Genomic DNA, 22,252 nt, shown 5'->3' on the forward strand with positions numbered 1-22,252 from the left:
TGCGCGGCAACGTGCCTTTCACGGTTATATCGCAGGCTCGCGGTATGCCGCAATGGCGCCGCACCGAAGCTGCGAGAAAAATGGGGGAGATCGCACCGCCGGTTCATGCGGCGCGGGTACGCCAGCGCGTCGCCTCAGCCGTCGCGCGATCTCGCCGCTATGCTGCTTCACTCAACCGTCGCGCCGCCCCGCTCTCGCGGGCACCGCCGCGCCACGCAGCGGAGCAGGACGCGCTTTCTGCGCCTTCCATTTCTGCGCGACGGCGGCGAGCAACAGCAGTGCGCCGATCGCGACCGCGTCGCCCGCCAGCCCGTTCAGCCAGGCCGGCCCTCTCGCGAGCCGCACGGCGGTATCGACGCCGATCGACACGACCGTGCCGCCGACAAAGCACACGAGGCCCTGCTTGCCGACGGTGACAACGGCCGGCAAGCGCTCTGCTATCCAGCGTACTGCCTGCATGCGCACCGCTTGCGCCACGAGCCACGCAATCGCCACAAAGCTGACAACGCGCACCGCCGCGAGGTTCTGCTTCATATAGCCTGGCGTGGCCTGGGTTTCGAGGCACAGCTTGACGAACGCAAAGGTGAGCGCCACCGCGATAGCCGCCACGGTCAGCGAACGCCCCGCCCTCGACACCTGAAACGCGTTCGATACCGGATGCAGACGGCATAGGATGCCGAGCATGAACATCAGTTGCCAGGCGAACGGATTGAAAGCCCAGCCGCCGGGATCCGCACTCGGCAGCACGCGCGCGAGCCATGCGCCGGCCAGCCACACCGCCAGACTTGCGAACAGCGCCACAGCCGGCCGGCGATTCGCCAGCGGCACCGAGAGCGGCACGCAGAGCGCGAACAGCGTGTACATCGGCAGCACCGCGGAGAGGAACGGTTGATGACGCAACGTGACGATGCCCAGCAACGTGCCGACCGGATGCCGCAGCAGATCGCCCCACCCTGTCTCGCCCACGACCGGGGAATCGACATGCCCGAGCATCAGCGCAGCGCCGGCCAGCAGCATCAGCGCGGCCGTGAACAGATATGCGCGGTAGATCTCCCATGCGCGCACCACAAAGCGTCGCTTGGCGGCGTGCTCGCTGCGATATGTCGCGACATTCATAAAGGCAGCCGCCGATGCATAGCCGCCAAGAAACACGAATACTTCGGCCGCGTCGCAATACGCATAGTTGTGCAGCATGAATCGCGACAGCACGCTGCCCTGGATATGGTCGAGCGCGATCACGATCAGGACGACTCCGCGCAGGAAGTCGACTTCGAGCGATCGGCGGACGGGGGAATTCATCAACGACGACTCCGTTTGCTGTTCGGCCGGAACCTGCTCCAGCCCGCATGACGCATCGGATCGGGCAGGTTTGCGCGACGCCGCCAGGCACTACTGAACGCTAGGCCATGGGGGCCTGCAATTCAATGACGTACGTGTACAGCGATTTTTCAGCGCGTTACGTCACGCGGTCACAGGGTCAAGCGCGCAGGCCGCGTCATGCCAGTCCGACACGAGCGCGCATGCGCGGTTCCCGCCGAGAATGCATCGATATATTTCATGCATTCAGCATGCGATGTGCCCGCGCTGACGTGGGGTCAGGAGAACCACCAGCTCAGGCGATCCGAGCGGCCCAGTTCATGGCTCAGCGGTGAGGTGGAGAGCATCGCGACGAGCAGCATCGCAGCCAGCGTGACGAATACCAGCACGTAACCCACCGGCGTCAGCGGTGCGCCGGCATGCGCGAGTCGCAGCGCCGCGCGCGCGATCCGCTTGCCCATGCCGGCGATGAACCGGACAGGCCCATAGCGCAGCGCCGGCGAGCGCGACGGCGCAAGCGCAGGCACCGCCCTCGGCAGACGCATGGCGCCTTTCAACTGCAACACCAGTGACTCGATGATGAACATGAACCGACTCCCGTCGCACCCGCGCAATGCGGGCGCGTTCTCAAGACGCGACGACGCTTCACATGGCAGCCCTGCCATGTGCGTCAAACTTTGGGAGCGTGCTGAAAACAGGCCTCAAACAGCCTGTTGTTATTGAAGCGCGCTAGCCCGGCCGAAGCGAGCTAGCGGCAAAGGAGGAACCCTGCGTTGCGCTAGCTCGCGGCGGAAAAACCGGTTGATACCGGCATCGATCTTCGACCACTCAAGCAACCATCCACGAGGGACTCCTGTGATGTAACGACCACGATTCTATTCGGCGCACGAGCGCGCCGGCAAGTAAAAAAGTCATAAAGCGAAGGGCGTGACGGGGCGCAAATTCCATCGTCGGGCGTGACACCTGGTTACAAAATAAACCCGGCGAAATCCCCACAATACGCAAAGACTTTCTGCCCGCTTGCGCGCCCCTTTCACGTTGCCGAATGCACTCGCGTCAAGCCGCTGCGGCCTGCAACATCGCATCGCCCTGCTCGCCACCCAATGCCTCGACGATATCGGCGAACATGCGTGCGAGCTCACCTGTCATCAGCGTCATATCCGAGTCGAATACCTCGTCGTCGTTCTGCGCAGTGGGATCGCTGGCGTCCTTGATCACATCGAGCGGCGTGATGCGCTTGATGGTCAGCGACGGCGTGAGAACAAATGAAACGCGGTCGTCCCATGTCATCGCCAGACGCATGCATTGCTTGCCGGCTTCGATGTGGCGACGCATGTCGTCGACATCCAGCGCATGGCCGACGTAGCGCACGGTCGCATTGCCTTGCGCGGGCGAGCGCAACTCGGTGTCCTGATCGAGCGTGAAGCCGGCGGGCGCCTCGCCCGACAACAGCCACTCCGTCATGGCCGCCACCGGCGACTGCGCGACGCGCACGCTCGCGAGCGGCAACTGATCGATCGATTTGACCAGCAAGCCGAGCACCTCGTCAGCGACGGCTTGCGACGCGGCGTCGATGACGAGCCAGCCGTGCACCGTGTCGATCCAGACGCGCGTGTCGCGGCGAATGCTGAAGGCGCGCGGCAGCAGTTCGTCGGTGACCTGCTCCTTGAGTTCGCGCATCTGCTTGCGGCCGAGCTTGAAACCCTGCTGCTCTTCGACTTCGAGCGCACGCGCCTTGGTCACCTGCGTCACCACCGACGCGGGAAGCAGCTTCTTTTCGGTGCGGAACACCAGCAGCATCTGGCGGTTGATCGAATAGACGAGCGCGTCGTTATCGCGCGGCGAGGCCCACCCCTGGGTTTGCATCTCGACGCTGCTACCCGGCTGGAATGCGTGCGGCGCAAGCCACTTTTCCATTTGCTCGGGGGTGACGGTCCACGGAATGGGGAGACGATGAAGCTGAAGGTTTTTGAACCACATGAGCGTACGGGCAAAGCGCACCATTCTATACGACACGACGCCAACCGCTGTCCGCCGTTTTTCGCCCAAATCACCTAGACTTTTGACATGCAGTGGAAATGGATGGAGGCTGCCATGGCGGAATCGATGGTTAGCATCGTAGTGGGACTGGTCGTCATCGTCACCGGTGTCATGATCCTCAGCGCGCACTACCGGCGCGAGCATCACCGAGCGAGGCCCCTGGCGCGGCTGGACGGCCACCGGCTGTGGGACCGGATGCGACACCGGCACTGACGCCCGCGGCGCGCCGGACGCCGCACAGCGCCCTCAGTCCGGCCGCGACGCTGAAGCGGCATCACGTACACCGCGCGCACCCACACCCTGCACGCAAGGCCCGAACGGAGGCCACCATGTCGGAAGAAACCCACGCCTGGCAAATGGTTGAATACGAAGGCTTCGAGATTCACACCTCACCGCGCCCAAAACAGCCCGACGAGAGCCGCTTCACCTACCTCGGCTATGTGTGTCACCCGGGCGCCGATCCGGCGCTGCCGGGTCACATAGTGCCGTTTCACGCAGACGGCGAAGAGTCGTTTGCCAGTCTGGCGGATGCGCTTTACGAAGCCTTGCATGCGGGGCGCAGCATCGTCGACGGCACGCATCCGGACCTGTCGGTGCTCGGGCTTGTGACGGGCGGTGTGTGAGCGGGCTCGGAAGACGGCGCCCGCAGCAATGGGTGGCATGACTCAGGTAGCCGCTTTGGCTGTGGCTGTGGCTGTGGCTGTGGCTGTGGCTGTGGCTGTGGCTGTGGCTGTGGCTGTGGCTGTGGCTGTGGCTGTGGCTGTGGCTGTGGCTGTGGCTGTGGCTGTGGCTGTGGCTGTGGCTGTGGCTGTGGCTTCGGGCTACCACCAGGCCAGCGGCTAAGGCAGACGCCCGGCCACCGCCGAGTCGCGGCCGTGCCACGCCAGCCCGGTCGGACCGTCGCCGCCGGAAATCTGCTGTGCAAGCGTCAACATGCGCTGATTCGCGCTCTCCGGCGCGAAGGTCGCCACCTTCCTGAGCGCGTTCTGCACCACGGTTCGACGCAGCAGCGTATCCGTGTGCAGACGCTCGATGGCGCGCGCCATTTCGTCGACATCGCCGATCGGCACCAGCAAACCGGCTTTGCCGCCCTCGAGCAGATCGCGCGGACCGGTGGGGCAATCGGTCGAAATCACCGGCGTGCCGAGCGCCATCGCCTCACCGAGCACCATGCCGAAACCTTCGTAGCGGCTGCTGAGCACCAGCATTTCCGCCTGACGAATAAAAGGAAACGGGTTCGAGCAGAAGCCGAGGAAATGGACGGACTTGCGAATCCCGAGTTCGACGGCGAGGCGCTCGAGCATCGCCTGGTCGGGCCCCTCGCCGATCACCACGAGGTCGGCCGTACTCAGCCGTTGCGCGCGCACATAGGCAAACGCGCGCAGCAGCGTCGTATGATCCTTTTGCCCTTCGTCGAGACGCGCCACCGAGACGATAAACGTCTGCGCCGGACGCTCGATCGTCGCCCGCGCTTTCAGGCGCAACGACTCGACGTCGATGACGTTCGGCAGTTCGACGAGATTCACCCGGCCCGGTGGGAACAGCGCCTGTCCTTCGCGCAACATGTCGGGCGTCAGCACCGCGATCGCGGCATAGCGGGAATACTGCCTGGTGCGGCGCGCCAGGTAGCGCGCGCTCTTCTCGCCAAGACGCGCGGCGAGACTGAAGTGACTCACGCCGATCCACGGCACGTTGCAGGTGCCGGCCAGATGCCGCAGCGAAAAATCGAAGTCGCAGACAATATCCTGGTCCCGCGCAATCCGCCGAAAACGCAGCGCGGCGAGCGGCCGGATGACACAGTAGGTCAGCACCTTGTGCAGCAGCTTCAGGTGGCCGCCCAGTTTGCCCTGCCGGCGTATTTCGTGCAGCGCGTTCATCCACTTCGCGGACGCCAGCACATGCACGGGCACGTCGTCGGGAATCGAATGGGCGCGCCAGAACAGCAGTTCGTCAGTCGGATAGGTCACGCTGACGCTGGGCGCGAAGAATTGCCGGTCGAGCGTCTTCAACCAGGCCAGCAGGGAGGTTTCCGTGCCGCCCTTGCCGAAATCGTTGATGTGAAACAGGATGCGCCGCGGCGGATCGAACAGTTCGGTGCGGTCGTGTCGACTATCGTATTTCATACTCTCAATGCGTCCAGACCTTGATTTAGAACGGCCCGCGCGAGCCGCGCCGCGACTCGTCCCGAGCAAGCTGCTGCGCGCTGCCCAACAAGAGGCCCGCGAACGCCCAGAAACCCAGCATGGTGGTCTGCCACATGAAATCGTCCGTGGTATTTTTCGCGATCATACCGGCAACCAGCGCAACGCCTGCGGCGCACAGCCACGGATCGGCCCGCCGCACCCGCCAGAACGCAATCACCAGACACAGCAGCAGCACCGTTTCCAGCACCGCGCCGACGAGGCCGGTCTGCAGCCAGGTGTTCAGAAACAGATTGTGCGCGTGGGTCAGCGCCTGCGGCTCGATCGTCAACAGGCTTTGCGGCATCTCCTGCTGATACACCATGCCGGGCAACGGCTTGCCGAAGCCGACGCCAATCCACGCATGCCGCTTCGCTTCGGCCGTATAGAACGCCCACAACTTGGGCCGCGTGTCGGACGACACCGTGTCGCCGATACTGGAAAACGCCTGCGGCACGGGTAACTGGTGACCGTCGATCGCCATGTCGTGCGACGCCGTCGCGGGCGCGGCGGCGCCGAGCCGCATGCGCGCACTGTATTCGAGCGTGCCGACGCCCGCCGCGCCGACTACGGCAAACGCCAGCAAGGCGAGCAGCACGTGCCGTCGATACCACGGAAACAGCGCCACCAGCAGCACCGCGGCGGCGGCCGGCCAGAAAAACCGGTTGAGCGTGGCGAGGCCGATGAACAGGCACAGCACCAGACCGCTCAGGCCGAACGCGCGCCAGCCGCGACGCAACAGCGCGCCGGCAAATAACGCCATGGCAAACACCGCCATGGTGCTGGTGTGGCCGACCCGGTTATAGAAATGCATCGGAAAGGTGTTCGGGGTGGGCGGCTGCAGATGCCCCCAGTAGAGCGCGCTGATCACGGCGAGCAGCACGCATGCCACCCAGCTCACCAGCACGATGGGGGCGAGCCGCTGCGTGCGTGTGCCGAACAGCCAGAAGCCCCAGAACGACACGAGCGGATACAGCACCTCATCGCACCACGCATGCATGCTCACCGCCGGATAGGCGGACCATGCCACGGCGGCGAGACTCCAGAGCGCCCAGCAGGCGATCGGCACGACGAGCGGCCAGTGCAGGAACGATGGGCGCTGCGGCGAAAACAGCCCGCCCAGCGTGCCGAGCGCGAGCAGCGCCAGCGCCATGTACACGACGGCCGTCATGTGACCGAACATCACCGCGAACAGGATGACCGGACACGCAATCCACAGGACGCGCTCGACGCGCGCGAACGTGTTCGTCATTACACTTCCACCAGAACGTTTTGCAATGCGTTGTACACCGACTCGACCGAGATGCGCCCCATGCAGTCGGCATGGTCGCCCTGCCAGGCCACGCAGGTCTTCCAGTTGCGGTCACAACGCCGAACCCAGGCGACTTCGCGCCGGAAAATAAACGGTTGATCGCGGCATGGCATCTGCGCGATCGTCACCGGTGCGAACGGCACTTCACTCCAATAGCGGCCCGCGCCATGAATCTGCGCGTTGCCGGGGCCGAACAGCGCGACCGTCGGCACGCCGACCAGGCGTCCCAGATGCGCGACGCCCGTATCCGGGCAGACCACGGCCTTCGCGCCGGCAAACAGATGCCACAACTCGCCGAGCCCGACCCGCCCCGCCATATTCGGATGATGGGGATCCGGGTCGATGGTGCGGATCAGTTCGACCTCGCCCGGGCCACCGCTCCACACGGGAATATAGCCGAGTGCCTCGACCCGCTGCGCAAGTTCGCGCCAGCGCGCGTCCGGCCAGCGCTTGACTTCGGTGCTCGCGCCGGGATGCAGGACGACGTAAGGCTGCGTCAGCAGATCGGCGTCGGGCAACACCGCATGCGCGGGGGCCGGCCAGTCGGCGGGCCGGTAAGCACGGGGCGGCGGCCCCTCGACCAGGTCGGCGGCCAGATCCGCCCAGGCGGCCGGCGTCTCGGGATACGGCACGCTCTGGTTGACCGGCCAGTTTTTCCACGCCGGCACATCGCCGGCATGCGCCACGATCCAGCGGCAGCCCGCGCCGAGCGCAAGCCAGCTATGCCGGTTGTCGCCGAGCACAAAGCCGAGATCGTACGGTCCGGCATCCAGTACGCCCTTGACGGAGGCGAGGTCGCGCGGGTCGAACGGCAACGCGTTCACGCCGAAGGGCCGCCCCGCGTACAGCGGCACAATCGCCTTCGGACAGGCCAGATCGATCTGCGCCTGTGGATACTGCGCGCGCAGTTTGGCCAGCAAGGGCGTCAACAGCAAGGTGTCGCCGAGCAGCAGATGGTGGGCAAGCAGAATGCGCCGCACCGACGACGGCCGGCGGCGCAAGGGCTTTAAAACGAGGCGCGGAATGGCACGCGCAAAGATGCGAATACGCCCGGAAAGTCGGCTCATTGGGTCATCGGCACGTTGGTCGCGTCCGCGATCTGGCTATGCGCCGGTACCCAGCTTGAGGTCGCGTTCCCCATGCAGAATCTCCAGCGGTCTTCTTGTCGATGACTTTCGCCCTCAGTGCGGCACGAGGCCGCGCACGGCAACGCTGACGCAATGGCTGTGGGCACCCTGCACCCGCCGCCTGACTGCGCCGGCACTGAAAGCGAAGTGAAAAATGGATGGGTCGGCCCGTGGTCGCGCCACGCGCTTTATATTCAAAAATTATAGCATGGGGGCCTGGCTGGAAAGCAGGACGGACGGGGCTGTGCGGGCTTCCACCGAGGGCAGGCAAGCGGTTCCGGCGCCGCTGCTGCATCGGTCAATTCCCGCCGCGGATACGCCTCGCCAACGCCAGCAAGGCGTCGACATGGCCGGCCACGCTGGCGTCGTACAGCACGGCGCCGCGCGCCACCTCGGCCTGGTCCGGCGGCGCGGCGGCGAGCCGCTGCTGCACGGCGCGCTCGAGCGTGGCGCGCAGGTCCGCCTCGTCGTCCGGTGCGAAGACGAACTTCGCGTGCGGCGCGAGCGCATCGCAGCAACCGATGCTCGACGGAAAGATCACCGGCGTGCCGCACATCACCGATTCGACGCCGACCAGCCCGAACGGCTCGTACTTCGACGCGAGCAGGGTGAAATCGGCGGCACGGTAGCCGTCCTCGATCTCTTTCACGTAGCCGATGTAGCGCACCCGCTCCGAGGTGCGCGCGGGCGGCCGTCCGGCCACCGCGAGTACCACCGGCAGGTCGGTGCCGCGCAACGCGGCTTCGATCAGCGGCAAGCCCTTGCGCTCATGGCTGCTGGAGGGAAACAGCAGGACGATTTCGTGATCCGCGAAGCCGAACTTGCGCCGCAGCTCGGCGCGCCGGGCGGCATCCGCGGGCGTGAAGCGCGCGCCGTCGACGGGCGGATACAGCACGCGGATCTTCGCGTCTTCAACACCATAGAGTTCGCGCAGCTCGTCGCGCATCAACTGCGAGTGCGCGACGATCACGCTCGACTGCTCGTACTGGCGGCGCTCGAGCTCGATCTGCCAGCGGTCCGAACGCTTTGCCGGCCGCCCGGTGGCGCGCAGAAAACCGAGGTGGGTGCCACCGCAAATGGCGATCTCGGACGAGTCGACGCGGTTGCAGCCGATCAGCACATCGACCTTGGCGGCGCGGCGCGCGCGGCGCAGCCGCCAGGAAAACCAGAGGTCGCGCAGCTTGCCCGGCAGGAACGACACGTTGATGCGATGCGCCTCGACCATCCCGCTCTCCGGCACCGACGGGTCGAAGCGGCGCGCAAAGAAGGCCAGCTCGATGCCGGCGGCGGCGAAACCGCGCACCAGGTCCATCGCATAGCGCTCGAGGCCGCCACTATGTTTCAGCGCATTACTGGAGAGTCCGATTTTCATTATTCAGACCGGCACGCACACGGCGTCGGGTCAAACGTCAAGGGAAAGGCGGCCGGGCATGACAGCCCGCTGGCCGCGGCAGGCCTGCGCCCGCGGCACGGCACGGCACGGCACGGCACGGCACGGCACGGCACGGCACGGCACGGCACGGCACGGCACGGCACGGCACGGCACGGATTAAAGCACACCTTGAATGCGTTTGACTTTCAACGCGGCTTCTCTGCCTTACGCCGCGTTTTGCTGGAACTGGATGCGGTGCAGATGCGCATACAGACCGTCTTGCTCCAGCAATTCGCGATGACTGCCGCGCTCGACGATGTGTCCGGCCTCCAGCACCAGGATCCGGTCCGCGCGTTCGATGGTCGACAGCCGGTGCGCGATGACGAGCGTGGTGCGCCCCTTCATCAGCGTTTCCAGTGCCGCCTGCACATGGCGCTCCGATTCCGAATCGAGCGCCGAGGTGGCTTCGTCGAGAATCAGGATCGGCGCATTCTTGTAGATGGCGCGCGCGATCGCGAGACGCTGACGTTGACCGCCCGAGAGCATCAAGCCGTTGTCGCCGACCAGCGTCTCCATCCCTTTCGGCATGGACGCCACGGTGTCCCACAGGTTCGCGGCCTGCAATGCCGCCTTCACCTTGTCCGCATCCGGCGGCTGGCCGTAGGCGACGTTGTGCGCGATCGTGTCGTTGAACAGCACCACGTCCTGGCTCACCATTGCAATCTGGCTGCGCAACGCGTGAACGTCGTACTCCGGCAGCGCGACGCCGTCGACCAGGATCTCGCCGCCGGTCGGATCGAAGAAGCGCGGCAGCAGGTTGACGAGCGTGGTCTTGCCGCTGCCCGACGGCCCGGCCAGCGCGACCATCTCGCCCGGCGCAACCTTGAACGACACGCGGTCCAGCGTTTGCCGGTCGTGCGTGCTGGTGGCGCCGTAGTTGAACGAGACGTCGCGGAACTCGATATGGCCGGCAGCCTGTTCAAGCGGCTTGCCGCCGCCCTGCGGCTCGGACGGCTCGTCGATCAGGCCGAAGATCAGCTCGGCCGCGGTCATGCCGCGTTGCAACGGCTGGTTGACGTCCATCAGGTGCTTGAGCGGCGAGACGATCAGCAGCATCGACGTAATGAACGACACAAAGCTGCCGACCGTCGTGCCGCCGTGCGCCGACTGCACGACCGCAATCGTGACCACGACCGCGACCGCGAGCGACGCCAGAAACTGGGTGAGCGGCTGGGCCAGTCCACCGGAAGTCGTCATGCGCAGCGAGTAACCGCGCAGACGGCGGCTCATCTCGGCAAAGCGCTCAATCTCATACGACTCGCCGTTATGCACCTTGACCACCTTGTAGCCGCCCACCGTCTCCTCGACGATGTACGACAGCTCGTTGGTGAGCAACTGGTTTTCGCGGTTGAGGCGGCGCAGCTTGCGGTTGATCTTGCCGATGAGCCAGCCGATGGCCGGCAGCATCACCGCGACGATCATCGTCAGCTTCCAGTCCAGGTAGAACAGGTAGCCGAGCAGGAACAGGACCGTCAGCGAATCCCGCACCAGCGTGACCATGACGCCCAACAGCACGTTGAGAATCTGGTTGACCTCGAAGACGATGGCGTTGATGACGGTGCTGGCCGTCTCGCGCTGGAAGAAGCTGACGCTGGTATGGACCATGCGGTCGAACATCTCCAGACGCAAGCGCAGCAGGATCGTGTTCGAGACGTACGCGATCAGGTAACCGGACGCGTATTGAGAAACCCCGCGGACCACCGCGAGCCCGATCACACCGACCGGCACCATCCACGTCAGGCCACGCGCGGCGTGCGCGCCGAAGCCCTTATCCAGCAGCGGCTTGAGGAGCACGGGGATGAGCGCGTCGGTGCCGGCGCTTACGCCCATGGCGGCAATCGCACCAATCAGGGTCCACAGGATCGGCTTGATGTACGGCCAAAGCCGGCGTAACAAGGCGAACGGGGAAGAGGCGTCGCCTGATGAACCGATGACTTTGCTTAACGTGGGCTTCGCGCTCAAGGAATCCTCTAGAAAGGCGAACGTTGCGCCCACCCGGTAGGTGGACGCACAAAATACCGCATTGTAAACGCTTGGGCGGTTGCGGCGCGCCGGCCGTTGTACGGGGATGACACCCGCCTGACGGGGGGCTTTCAGCGTGGCCGCGGCGCGTTGTTGTTTGGATGGGCACGGCCCTGTGGACACGGTTACGGCCACGGCCAGCCGCGTTGGCGCAACCTCGTGCTGTATATCGCTGTGTATACTTGCGCGACGCGTTTTACCCACCCTGCACCCTCTCCGCTCTTCAGGCATGAAAGAACCCACCCTCGGCGTCGCCATCATCACCAAAAACGCGGCGCCGCGCCTGGCCGAGTGCCTCTGCGCGGTGGCCTTCGCCGACGCAATCGTCGTGATCGACGGCGCCAGCACCGACGGCACCGTCGAGATTGCAGAGGCTCACGGCGCGCGGGTGCTGCAGCAGCCCGACTGGCCCGGCTTCGGGCCGCAGAAAAACCGCGCGCTCGACGCGCTCGACACCGACTGGATCCTCTCGATCGATGCCGACGAAATCGTCTCGCCGGAACTGGCGGCGGCGATCCGCGCCGCGCTTGCCGCACCCGGCGCCGATGTCTACGCGGTGGATCGCCTGTCGAGTTTCTGCGGACACTGGATCCGCCACAGCGGCTGGTATCCGGACTGGATTCCGCGACTGTTCAAGCGCGGCGCCGCCCGTTTCTCCGACGACCTCGTGCACGAGCGGCTGGTGTTCGATACCCCGGCGCAGCGCCTGACGGGCAAGCTGATGCACTACTCGTACGAAGACTTCGAAACCGTGCTGCGCAAGCTCGGCGCATACTCGAGCGCGGGTGCGCAGCAGCGTCATGCAGCTGGCAAAGGCGGAAGTTTCGGTAAGGCGCTCGCGCGCGGAGCGTGGGCGTTCGTCCGCACTTACGTGCTGCGGCGCGGCTTTCTCGATGGCCGCGCCGGCTTCATGATCGCGGTGTTCAATGCGGAGACGGTGTATTACCGGTTTCTGAAGCTCGGGCTGTTGGGGGCGCGCAAGCGGTGAGCGGTGAGCGGTGAGCGGTGAGCGGTGAGCGGTGACGGTGAGCGCTGGCCCATGCCATGTGCGGCGAACCGTAAGCGCTTATTCTCGCGCCGGGCGCCGCTAACGAACCCGCGCGGAGATGCGCGGGCCGTTGCCTACCGTCAGTAGACGATTTCGATTGAGCTACCGGCGAACTCGCCGCGCAGCGCCGCGAGCAGTTCGTCAGTGGGCTTCACGCGCCACGCGTCGCCTAGGCGCACTTCGCCTTCCGCGTTTTCGCTGCGATAAACGATCTGCACCGCCAGCCCGCTTGGGATCTGTACAGCCTGGCGCTGACGGCCGCCGTCGCCGCCGCCAAAGCCACCGCCGCGGCCACCACCACCGCCGCGCGCCGACACCGCAGGCGCCTGCGCGGCTTGCGGTTCATCCGCACCGGCGCTATGCGCCTCCAGCACGCGACGCAGCGCAAGCGCGTCGGCGTTGCCGTTCATCTGCACCTTCACGGCTTCCGCATAACGGCACCGTGCGCGGCCGAGATCCATCACCGTGTCGACCGTGAAACGGATGCCGCCTGTGAACGCGTCGTTACGCGCCTGGCCCTGCACCACCAGCAACTCGTCTTCCTTGAAGAGTGCCTTGTGAGCTTCGAACGTCTCGTTGAAAACCGTCACTTCGCATTGGCCGGTGCCGTCGTCGAGCAGCGCGATCAGCATCTTGCCGCGCTGGGTCATCTGCGTGCGCAGCGAGGCAATCACGCCCGCGACCAGCTTGTCGCGGCCTTCCTTCAACTCGCCGATCTTCTGGCGCGCGAAGCGGCGCACTTCGTCCTTATAGGCGTCGAACAGATGGCCCGACAGATAGAACCCAAGCGCGCCCTTCTCTTCCTGCAGCTTCTTCTTTTCGGGCCATTCGGCCTCGTCGACCAGTTCGTGACCTTGCGACGGCGCGTCGCCCATGTCGAACAGGCCCGCTTGCATGGCGTTGGCGCTCGCCTGGTCGGCGGCCTCCATGGCAAGCGACACCGACGCGATCAACTGCGCGCGATTCGCATGCAGCGCGTCGAACGCGCCCGCGCGGATCAATGCTTCGACCGTGCGACGGTTGACCACGCGGCGGTCGATCCGGTTGCAGAAGTCGAACAGGTCGATAAACGGCCCCTCTTCGCGCGCCCGCAGGATTTCTTCGATCGCGTTCTGGCCACTGCCCTTGATGGCGCCCAGACCGTAGCGGATCGTCTTCGAGCGCTTGCCGTCCGCCTCTGCCACCGGCTCGAAGCGATACGCGGAGAGATTGACGTCCGGCGGCAACACGGCCATCTTGTTCGTGATGCAGTCTTCGAACAGGATCTTGACCTTGTCGGTGTCGTCCATGGCAAGCGACATATTCGCTGCCATGAATTCGGCCGGATGGTGCGCCTTCAGCCATGCCGTGTGATACGCAAGCAGGGCGTACGCAGCCGCGTGCGACTTGTTGAAACCGTAGCCCGCGAACTTCTCCATCAAGTCGAAGATTTCGTCGGCCTTCTCGCCGGTCAGGCCGTTCTTCGCCGCACCTTCGCGGAACAACGCGCGGTGCTCGGCCATCTCTTCGGCCTTCTTCTTACCCATCGCGCGACGCAGCAAGTCGGCGCCACCAAGCGAGTAACCGCCGATGATCTGCGCCATCTGCATCACCTGCTCCTGATAGACCATGATGCCGTAGGTCTCTTTCAGGATGGGTTCGACGCGCGGATCGGGATACTCGACCACCTCGCGGCCGTGCTTACGCGCACAGAAGCTCGGGATCAGGTCCATCGGGCCCGGACGGTACAGCGCCACGAGCGCGATGATGTCCTCGAAGCGGTCCGGCTGCGCGTCTTTCAGCATGCCTTGCATGCCGCGGCTTTCCAGCTGGAACACGGCGACCGTGTTGGCCTTCTTGAGGATCGTGAACGACGCCGGGTCGTCGAGCGGCACTTGCGCGAGCGACCAGTCCTGCTTCGAAGGATCGAGACGGCGAATATAGCGCTCGGCCCAGTCGAGGATCGTCAGCGTGGTCAGCCCCAAAAAGTCGAACTTCACGAGGCCGACCGCTTCGACGTCATCTTTATCGTACTGGCTCACGACGCCGCTTTCGTCGCCCTGCGTGTAGAGCGGGCAGAAGTCGGTCAGCTTGCCGGGCGCGATCAGCACGCCGCCCGCGTGCATGCCGACGTTACGCGTCAAGCCCTCGACGCGCTGCGCCAGTTCGATCAGCTGATGCACTTCGTCTTCGTTGTCGAAGCGCTCCTGCAAGAGCGGCTCTTCCTTCATCGCGTCGGCGATGGTGACGTGCTTGCCGGGCTTGAACGGAATCAGCTTGGCGATACCGTCGGTAAACATATAGCCGAGATCGAGCACGCGGCCGATGTCGCGCACGGCCGCCTTCGCCGCCATCGTGCCGAAGGTGGCGATCTGCGACACCGCGTCCGCGCCGTACTTTTCCTTCACGTACTGGATGACGCGATCGCGCCCGTGCTGGCAGAAGTCGATGTCGAAGTCGGGCATCGACACCCGTTCCGGATTCAGGAAACGCTCGAACAGCAGGTTGTAGCGCAGCGGATCGAGGTCGGTCACGCCGAGCGCGTACGCGACCAGCGAGCCGGCGCCCGAGCCCCGGCCCGGCCCCACCGGCACGCCGTTGTTCTTGGCCCAGTTGATGAAGTCCGCCACGATCAGGAAGTAGCCAGGGAAGCCCATCTTGATGATCGTGCCGCACTCGAATTCGAGGCGCTTGTAGTACGTCTCCCGCTGCGCCTCGCGCTCCGCCTCGTTCGGGTACAACTGCTCGAGGCGCTTTTCCAGCCCTTCCTTCGACAGATGCACCAGGTAGTCGTCAAGCGACATGCCGTCCGGCGTGGGGAACAGCGGCAGCTTCGGCTTGCCGAGTTCGAGCGTCAGGTTACAGCGGCGCGCGATTTCAACCGTATTGGCGAGCGCAGACGGAATGTCCGCGAACAGCGCGGTCATTTCCTCTTGCGAACGGAAATACTGCTCGGTCGTGAAACGCTTCTGGCGACGCGGATTCGCGAGCATGTCGCCTTCCGAAATACACACGCGCGCTTCGTGCGCGGTGAAGTCGTCGGGCGTCATGAACTGCAACGGATGGGTGGCCACCACCGGCAGTTTCAGCGACGCCGCCAGCGTCACCGCCTGCTGCACGTACGCCTCACCACCCGGCTGGCCGCAGCGTTGCAGCTCGATATAGAAACCGTTGGGGAAAACCTTCGCCCAGTGTTGCGCGTTGCGTTTGGCCGCTTCTTCATTACCGGCGGCGAGCGCCATGCCGATGTCGCCTTGCTGCGCGCCGGAGAGCGCCAGCAGGCCCTCGCCCAGGCCGGTTTCAAGCCAGCCGGCTTCAACCTCTGCGCGGCCACGGTATTGATTCGTGAGCCACGCCTTGGTCAGCAATTCGCACAGGTTCAGGTAGCCGCGTTTGTCCTTGACCAGCAGCAGCAGGCGCGAGGGCTTGTCGCGATCATCCGGATTGGTGATCCAGACGTCGCAACCGGCAATGGGTTTGACCCCTTTGCCGCGGGCTTCCTTGTAGAAACGGACGAGGCCGAATGCGTTGCCGAGGTCGGTGAGGGCGAGCGCCCCCTGACCGTCTTTGGCGGCGGCCGCGACGATGTCGTCAAGGCGCACGATGCCATCGGCAATCGAGAATTCGGAGTGAACGCGGAGATGAACGAAGCGGGGATCTGACATGGGCGTTATTGTAACTCCACCCTTCCGAAGATTTGAGCCCAAAGCGGCGCGTTAGCCATCCGGCCAGGGGGCAAGCGCCCGGCCCCTGCCCTGCGCGGCACCGACCGTTGACCTGCCCCGCGAGCCGCTGGCGCAGTGACGATTGCCCGGCAGGAAGCGCGGGCGGCGCCGGACGATTCCCTGACGTCTTGCGCTGCCGCAACCGGATAGCCATTCGGCCGACTCGGGCAATCCGGCCGCTTGAGGGATAATACGGGTTTCGCCCTGTTTGCCGTGGCCGCGCCACGCGCGCGGCCACCCTGTGCCGCTTGCGCTGTCTGCTGCGCCGCCGGGCCACTTTACTGCTGGACCATCATGAGCATCGTCAATCTCGCCGCCTACCAATTTGCCACCCTTGAAGCCACTGCCGAGTGGCGCCCGCTCGTCACCGAGCGGTGCAATGCGCTCGGCCTGCGGGGCACGATCCTGCTTGCGCCGGAAGGCATCAACCTGTTCGTTGCGGGCACGCCGGAGGCTGCGCATGGGTTTATGGACTATATCCGCCACGATCCGCTGTTCGAGGGCAAGTTTGCGAACTTGCAGTTCAAGGAGAGCCTGTCCGGGAAGCAGCCGTTCCGCCGCATGCTGGTGAAGCTGAAGCGCGAGATCATCACCATGAAGAAGCCGGCAATCCGGCCCGAACTGGGTCGCGCGCCGTCGGTGGATGCGCCTACGCTGAAGGCGTGGCTCGACCGCGGCCACGACGACGAAGGGCGCCCGGTGGTAATGCTGGACACGCGCAATGCGTTTGAAGTGGACGTGGGCACGTTCGACGACGCGCTCGACTACCGCATTGAGAAATTCAGCGAGTTTCCGGCGGTCATCGAGCAGAACCGTGCTGACCTGGAAGGCAAGACGGTGGTGTCGTTCTGCACGGGCGGGATTCGTTGCGAGAAGGCGGCGATCCACATGAAGGAAGTGGGCATCGAGAACGTGTACCAGCTCGAGGGCGGCATCCTGAAGTATTTCGAGGAAGTGGGTGGCGCGCATTATCACGGCGAGTGCTTCGTGTTCGACTACCGCACTGCGCTCGATCCCGAACTGAAGCCAACCGCAACGGCGCAATGCTTCGGCTGCCGCGCGGTGGTCAGCCCGGAGGCGCAGCAGTCACCGCTGTATGTACCCGGCAAGACATGCCCGGAGTGCCATCCGGAGCGAAACGCCGCGCGTGCGGCGTGAGGATTGCGGCGGCATACGTGTGCGGGTAGTTGGCCTGGATAGAGAACCGGAACATGAGCTACCGCGGCCGATTTGCCCCCTCTCCGACTGGACCTCTGCATTTTGGTTCGCTGGTCAGCGCCTTGGCGAGCTGGCTGGATGCGCGCGCGCATGACGGCGTGTGGCTGGTGCGGATCGAGGACATCGACGGCCCACGGACGGTGCCTGGCGCGGCGGAGGACATCCTGGCGACGCTGGACCTGTTTGGCCTGCGCGCGGACGAGCCGCCGATCTGGCAAAGCGAGCGCACCGCGCGCTACCAGCAGGCACTGGACCAACTGCGGACCGCGGGTCTTGTGTATCCATGCGGCTGTACGCGTAGAGAGATCAGCGATTCGTTGCTGAACGCGCACTCACGCAATACCACCCTCGCTTACCCGGGCACATGCCGCAACGGCCTGCGCGGCAAATCTGCGCGTGCGTGGCGGCTGCGCGTGCCGGACGGGGATGACGGTAAGAACGACGACGGAAAGACCGCTGCGTTGAACATATCCGGGAACAACGGCGACGAGGCCACGGCAAAAGTCGCACCGGTGGCTAACCGAGGTACTGCGGGAATAGCTGCAGAGATAGCCGCCGAGGGGGCACCGGGAACTCCTGAGCGGGGTTTTGCGACGATCACGTTCGACGACCGCTGGCAGGGATTACAGACGCAGAACCTGGCAACTGAAGTTGGCGACTTCGTGTTACGGCGAGCGGATGACCAGTGGGCATATCAACTGGCGGTGGTGGTAGACGATGCTGACGAGGGGATCACGCACATTGTGCGAGGCGCGGATTTGCTGGATTCGACGGCGCGCCAGATCTATCTGCAGCGATGCCTGGGTATACCGACGCCGGCGTACCTGCATGTTCCGGTGGTAACAAACCGCGACGGCGAGAAGTTAAGTAAGCAAACGGGCGCCACGGCACTCGACACGAGCCGCCCGCTGGACGCCCTGCACGCGGCGGCGCGGCACTTGAACCTGGATATGAATTCGGGCGATCAGACGCACACTTCGCTGGAATCGTTCTACGCCGCCGCGACAAAGGCTTGGGCCCGACGCTTCAAATGAGGGGGCCACTGCGGCGGCGAGATATCGGGCACTCGACACCCGACACCCGACACCCGACACCCGACACTTAGAGAGTGAAGCAGCAACCCGTTGACGAAGAAGGGCAATGGGACGACAACTGTTCGGCGAGCGAGCAGCGAAACTGCGGCGCGAAGCGAGTACGGCGACACAACCGAGTAGAAGGAGTAGAAGCAAAGACCGAGGGGTGGGAATGACCTAACGGCGGCGCGCAGCGCACGCTGGAGCGGAAGACTGCTGTGCCACGGGGTAGAGCGGTGCGAGGGCGCATCTCGTCTCGGACCACTCCGGGCGGCCAAACAGAGGTGGACACCTACGAGCTAGCGGTGTGAGCCGCTTTCTTTTGCCTACTTTTCTTTGCGGCGGCAAAGAAAAGTAGGTGCTGCCCCGCACAGGGGCAACGCCAATAGACCACGAAGAAAACAAGGAAAGGCCAAAAACAAGAAAAGGCCAAAACCAGAAGCCCACCAACCGCCGCCGCAGGCAAAAGAAAACCCCACCTTACGACGAAGTACTCTTCCTGACAGGCATCCCAAACCCACCCAACAACGCAGCGAGCGGCTGCTTGGAAGCCACCTTGTTCACGGGAACATCGGCAACCTCATCGGCTTTACGACTGGAGGGTGAAGGCTCATAAGGCTTGGAAAAGAAATCATCAACAGGAGCTTGCCGATGATGATGCGGCCGTTCGAACGAAGAACCGCCGGCACCGGAACCAGAGGAAGCACGACGCCGCCCACTCCCCCGTTCCTCGCGACCTTCGCGCCCTTCGCGCTCCCGCCGCGGACTACGCTCTTCATGATGATGCCGCACAGGCACATCAACAGTGAGACGTTGCACATCGAGCGGCCGCTTGATCAGCTTCTCGATATCGGCGAGTTGTTTGCGCTCATTCGGGCTACACAAAGAAAGCGCATCGCCGGAAGCCCCAGCCCGCCCGGTACGCCCAATCCGGTGCACATAATCTTCGGCATTGAACGGCAGATCGAAGTTAATCACAGCCGGCAGCTCAACGATATCGAGCCCACGCGCAGCAACATCCGTCGCCACCAGCGCCTCAATCTCACCGCGTTTGAAAGCGTCAAGCGCCTGCATACGCTCATTCTGCGTACGATCGCCGTGAATCGCGGTCGCCACCACACCATCGCGCTCAAGACTGCGCGCCAAACGGCTCGCGCCGATCTTGCTGTTACAAAACACGATCACCTGCTTCAGACCGCGTTCGCGAATCAGTTGCACCACCGCGCCGGTCTTGTCGCCTTCGGCCACTTCGTAAACCGTCTGCGTAACATTGGTCGCGGTCGAATTGCTGCGCGCCACTTCGATAGTCTGCGGATTGCGCAAATAGGTCGCAGCCAGCTTCTTGATTTCACCGGAGAAGGTCGCCGAAAACAGCAGCGTCTGACGTTCCTTCGGCAGCAGATTCAGAATGCGCTGCAGATCCGGCAGGAAGCCCATGTCGAGCATACGGTCGGCTTCGTCGAGCACCAGCATCTGCACCTGGCCCAGATTGGCCGTCTTTTGCTGCACGTGGTCAAGCAGACGCCCAGGCGTGGCGATCAGAATCTCGACGCCGCGGCGCAGCTGCTCCGACTGCGGATTCATATCCACACCGCCGAACACCACCGCGCTGCGCAGCGCCGTATGCTTGGCGTAAGCGTGCACGTTGGCGGCAACCTGGTCGGCCAATTCGCGGGTCGGCGTAAGAATCAGCGCGCGCACCGGGTGGCGCGCCGGCGAGGCGCTCGTGCTCGCGTGCTGCAGCAGGCGCTGGATGATCGGCAGCGAAAAGCTCGCGGTCTTGCCGGTCCCCGTCTGGGCCGCGCCCATGACGTCGCGTCCCGACAGCACAACAGGGATCGCCTGCGCCTGGATCGGCGTGGGCGTGGTGTAACCCTGCTCGACGATGGCTTTCAGGATGTCCGGCGCAAGGCCAAACTGGTCAAAAGTCTCGGTGCTGGGCGTGACGGCTGTGTCGGACATGGTGGCTTTCGCTAAAAATGCGCCTGCGCGGGGGGCGCGGCAGCGGCCGGGGCCGCGGAGGGCATCAGGATGAAGCGGAGCCACGGCGTGCCGCAAAGTCCCGATTTCGTCAGGGAAGGATGCAGCCGGCTCCGGCCGACGGAAACACCCGCCGGAAAGGCCGGTATTGTAGCACTTCAGCAAAAACACTCATGGCGCACACGCCCGCTTTCTGCTCACGCCCCGGACAAAGGGGCGCAAACCCGGCGGGAACGGCCACAGGCCCGCACAGACTAGGCCACGCAGACGACAGTCCCGTGACAGCGAAGCAGCCCAGCCGCCCGGCTCACCACGTCTCGCGCATCACCATCAGCCGCATCTCGGTCATGTCCTCGATGGCGTAGCGAATGCCCTCGCGCCCCAGCCCGGAGTCCTTGACCCCGCCATACGGCATATTGTCCACGCGGAACGACGGCACGTCGTTGATCACGACGCCGCCCACGTCCAACTGGTCCCACGCCTGATGCGCATGGGCGAGCGAATCCGTGAAGACGCCCGCCTGCAGGCCGAAGTCGCTGTCGTTGACGGTCGCGAGCGCCGCCGCGAAGTCGTCGAAGCGCTCCAGAATCGCCACCGGACCGAAGGCTTCCTTGCGATACAGGTCCGAATCGCGCTTCACGCCTTCGAGCAAGGTCGCCTCGAACATCGCGCCCTCCACCTTGCCGCCGGCCACGATCTTCGCGCCGTCCAGCACCGCGCTCTCCATCCAGCCGGCCAGACGTTTCGACTCCGACTCGGAGATCATCGGCCCGACAAAGGTCTTCTCGTTCTTCGGATCGCCCATGATCAGCGACTTCGTCTTCGCAATCAGCTTCTCGCGCAACGCGTCGTAGAGGCTTGAGTGGACGAGAATGCGCTGCACGCCAATGCAGCTCTGCCCCGACTGATAGAACGCGCCGAACGCCAGCCGCTCGACCACATAGTCGAGCTTGCCGCCCTGATCGCCGTCCACAATCGCCGCCGCGTTACCGCCCAGTTCCAGAATCACCTTCTTCTTGCCGGCCTTTTTCTTCAGCTCCCAGCCCACCGCCGGCGAACCGGTGAAGGAGAGCAGCTTGAACCGCTCGTCGGTGGTGAACAGGTCCGCGCCGTCGCGGTGGGCCGGCAAGATTGAAAACGCGCCCTTGGGCAGGTCCGTTTCCGCGAGAATCTCGCCCATGATCAGCGCCCCGACCGGCGTGCGGCTCGCCGGCTTCAGCACGAACGGCACGCCCGCGGCGAGCGCCGGCGCCACCTTGTGCGCGGTCAGATTCAGCGGAAAATTGAACGGCGAAATGAACGAACACGGCCCGATCGGCACGCGCTTCACGTAGCCGTGATAGCCCTTCGCGCGCGGCGAAATCTCCAGATTGATGATCTCGCCGTCGATGCGCACCGCTTCCTCCGCGGCCACCTTGAACGTATCGATCAGCCGCGTGACTTCGCCGCGCGAATCGTTGATCGGCTTGCCGGCTTCGATGCACAGCGCCATCGCCAGTTCGTCGTAGCGCTCGCGAAAACGCTTCACACAGTGTTCGAGCACCGCCTGGCGCTTGAACGGCGGGAACGCGCGCAGTGCGGGCATCGCCTCGACGGCGTGGCCGATCGCCTTGTCGATCGCCGCGGCGTCCGCCATCGCGACACGGGTGGCCACCTCGCCGCTGAACTTGTCGGTGACTTCGAGATCGGTATTGGCCGCCACCGCCACATTCGCGAGGTAGTACGGGTAGGTCTTGTTCAACATGACACGTTCTCCTTGATGCGAGCTGTCTCGACCGGCGGCATGCAGCAAGCCGCAT

Annotated in this window: 18 protein-coding genes; 7 read left to right on the forward strand and 11 right to left on the reverse strand. The window is 64.6% G+C overall.

The window, feature by feature from the left end; all coding sequences use genetic code 11:
* Positions 1-171: 171 nt before the first annotated feature.
* The 3 genes from BUS12_RS34215 to BUS12_RS34225 form a co-directional block, all read right to left on the reverse strand.
* Positions 172-1,299, reverse strand: coding sequence for an OpgC domain-containing protein (locus BUS12_RS34215; protein ID WP_074301952.1), 1,128 nt, complete (start codon positions 1,297-1,299; stop codon positions 172-174).
* A gap of 296 nt (positions 1,300-1,595) precedes the next feature.
* Positions 1,596-1,904, reverse strand: a complete 309-nt coding sequence (locus BUS12_RS34220; protein WP_074301953.1) for a hypothetical protein — start codon at positions 1,902-1,904, stop codon at positions 1,596-1,598.
* 469 nt (positions 1,905-2,373) lie between these two features.
* A complete protein-coding gene (locus BUS12_RS34225; RefSeq protein WP_074302722.1) occupies positions 2,374-3,297 on the reverse strand; it encodes a recombination-associated protein RdgC in 924 nt (307 codons plus the stop codon).
* 126 nt (positions 3,298-3,423) lie between these two features.
* On the opposite strand from BUS12_RS34225, the gene BUS12_RS39045 reads away from it, so the two are divergent.
* The 3 genes from BUS12_RS39045 to BUS12_RS34235 all read left to right on the forward strand — a co-directional run bounded on the left by BUS12_RS39045 (position 3,424) and on the right by BUS12_RS34235 (position 4,200).
* Positions 3,424-3,570: a hypothetical protein gene (locus BUS12_RS39045; RefSeq protein ID WP_171991764.1), complete on the forward strand. Its 147-nt coding sequence runs from the start codon at positions 3,424-3,426 to the stop codon at positions 3,568-3,570.
* Positions 3,571-3,686: 116 nt separating this feature from the next.
* Complete coding sequence (locus BUS12_RS34230; RefSeq protein WP_074301954.1) at positions 3,687-3,980, forward strand: hypothetical protein; 294 nt, start codon at positions 3,687-3,689, stop codon at positions 3,978-3,980.
* A 37-nt stretch (positions 3,981-4,017) separates the two neighbouring features.
* Positions 4,018-4,200 (forward strand): hypothetical protein, encoded by a 183-nt coding sequence (locus BUS12_RS34235; RefSeq protein ID WP_074302725.1) that lies wholly within the window; start codon positions 4,018-4,020, stop codon positions 4,198-4,200.
* Here the strand turns inward: BUS12_RS34235 and BUS12_RS34240 are convergent.
* The 4 genes from BUS12_RS34240 to BUS12_RS34255 form a co-directional block, all read right to left on the reverse strand.
* The gene (locus BUS12_RS34240; protein WP_074301955.1) at positions 4,197-5,480 is read right to left on the reverse strand and encodes a glycosyltransferase; all 1,284 of its coding nucleotides are present in this window, start codon (positions 5,478-5,480) and stop codon (positions 4,197-4,199) included. The genes BUS12_RS34235 and BUS12_RS34240 overlap by 4 nt on opposite strands.
* A gap of 25 nt (positions 5,481-5,505) precedes the next feature.
* Positions 5,506-6,789, reverse strand: coding sequence for an O-antigen ligase family protein (locus tag BUS12_RS34245; RefSeq protein ID WP_074301956.1), 1,284 nt, complete (start codon positions 6,787-6,789; stop codon positions 5,506-5,508).
* Positions 6,789-7,916, reverse strand: coding sequence for a glycosyltransferase family 9 protein (locus tag BUS12_RS34250; RefSeq protein ID WP_074301957.1), 1,128 nt, complete (start codon positions 7,914-7,916; stop codon positions 6,789-6,791). The genes BUS12_RS34245 and BUS12_RS34250 overlap by 1 nt, the downstream gene beginning before the upstream one ends.
* A 358-nt stretch (positions 7,917-8,274) precedes the next feature.
* Positions 8,275-9,348 carry a glycosyltransferase family 4 protein gene (locus tag BUS12_RS34255; RefSeq protein WP_074301958.1) on the reverse strand — a complete coding sequence of 358 codons (1,074 nt, stop codon included), beginning with the start codon at positions 9,346-9,348 and terminating at the stop codon, positions 8,275-8,277.
* Positions 9,349-9,406: 58 nt separating this feature from the next.
* Between BUS12_RS34255 and BUS12_RS39705 the strand changes: the two genes are divergently transcribed.
* Positions 9,407-9,529 (forward strand): hypothetical protein, encoded by a 123-nt coding sequence (locus BUS12_RS39705; RefSeq protein WP_290439586.1) that lies wholly within the window; start codon positions 9,407-9,409, stop codon positions 9,527-9,529.
* A gap of 44 nt (positions 9,530-9,573) precedes the next feature.
* On the opposite strand, the gene msbA is transcribed toward BUS12_RS39705, so the two are convergent.
* A complete protein-coding gene (msbA, locus tag BUS12_RS34260; protein WP_074302727.1) occupies positions 9,574-11,370 on the reverse strand; it encodes a lipid A export permease/ATP-binding protein MsbA in 1,797 nt (598 codons plus the stop codon).
* Positions 11,371-11,659: 289 nt separating this feature from the next.
* Between msbA and BUS12_RS34265 the strand changes: the two genes are divergently transcribed.
* Positions 11,660-12,418, forward strand: coding sequence for a glycosyltransferase family 2 protein (locus tag BUS12_RS34265; protein ID WP_074301959.1), 759 nt, complete (start codon positions 11,660-11,662; stop codon positions 12,416-12,418).
* Positions 12,419-12,558: 140 nt separating this feature from the next.
* Here the strand turns inward: BUS12_RS34265 and dnaE are convergent, their stop codons facing one another.
* Complete coding sequence (dnaE, locus tag BUS12_RS34270) at positions 12,559-16,131, reverse strand: DNA polymerase III subunit alpha (RefSeq protein ID WP_074302729.1); 3,573 nt, start codon at positions 16,129-16,131, stop codon at positions 12,559-12,561.
* 345 nt (positions 16,132-16,476) lie between these two features.
* On the opposite strand from dnaE, the gene BUS12_RS34275 reads away from it, so the two are divergent.
* Positions 16,477-17,340, forward strand: a complete 864-nt coding sequence (locus BUS12_RS34275) for a sulfurtransferase (protein ID WP_074301960.1) — start codon at positions 16,477-16,479, stop codon at positions 17,338-17,340.
* 53 nt (positions 17,341-17,393) lie between these two features.
* A complete protein-coding gene (gene gluQRS, locus BUS12_RS34280; RefSeq protein ID WP_074301961.1) occupies positions 17,394-18,434 on the forward strand; it encodes a tRNA glutamyl-Q(34) synthetase GluQRS in 1,041 nt (346 codons plus the stop codon).
* Between the two features lie 519 nt (positions 18,435-18,953).
* Here the strand turns inward: gluQRS and BUS12_RS34285 are convergent.
* A complete protein-coding gene (locus tag BUS12_RS34285) occupies positions 18,954-20,435 on the reverse strand; it encodes a DEAD/DEAH box helicase (protein ID WP_074301962.1) in 1,482 nt (493 codons plus the stop codon).
* 325 nt (positions 20,436-20,760) lie between these two features.
* The gene (locus tag BUS12_RS34290; RefSeq protein ID WP_074301963.1) at positions 20,761-22,197 is read right to left on the reverse strand and encodes an aldehyde dehydrogenase family protein; all 1,437 of its coding nucleotides are present in this window, start codon (positions 22,195-22,197) and stop codon (positions 20,761-20,763) included.
* Between the last annotated feature and the right edge of the window lie 55 nt (positions 22,198-22,252).

It is taken from the genome of Paraburkholderia phenazinium, assembly GCF_900142845.1.
GTDB lineage: Bacteria > Pseudomonadota > Gammaproteobacteria > Burkholderiales > Burkholderiaceae > Paraburkholderia > Paraburkholderia phenazinium_A.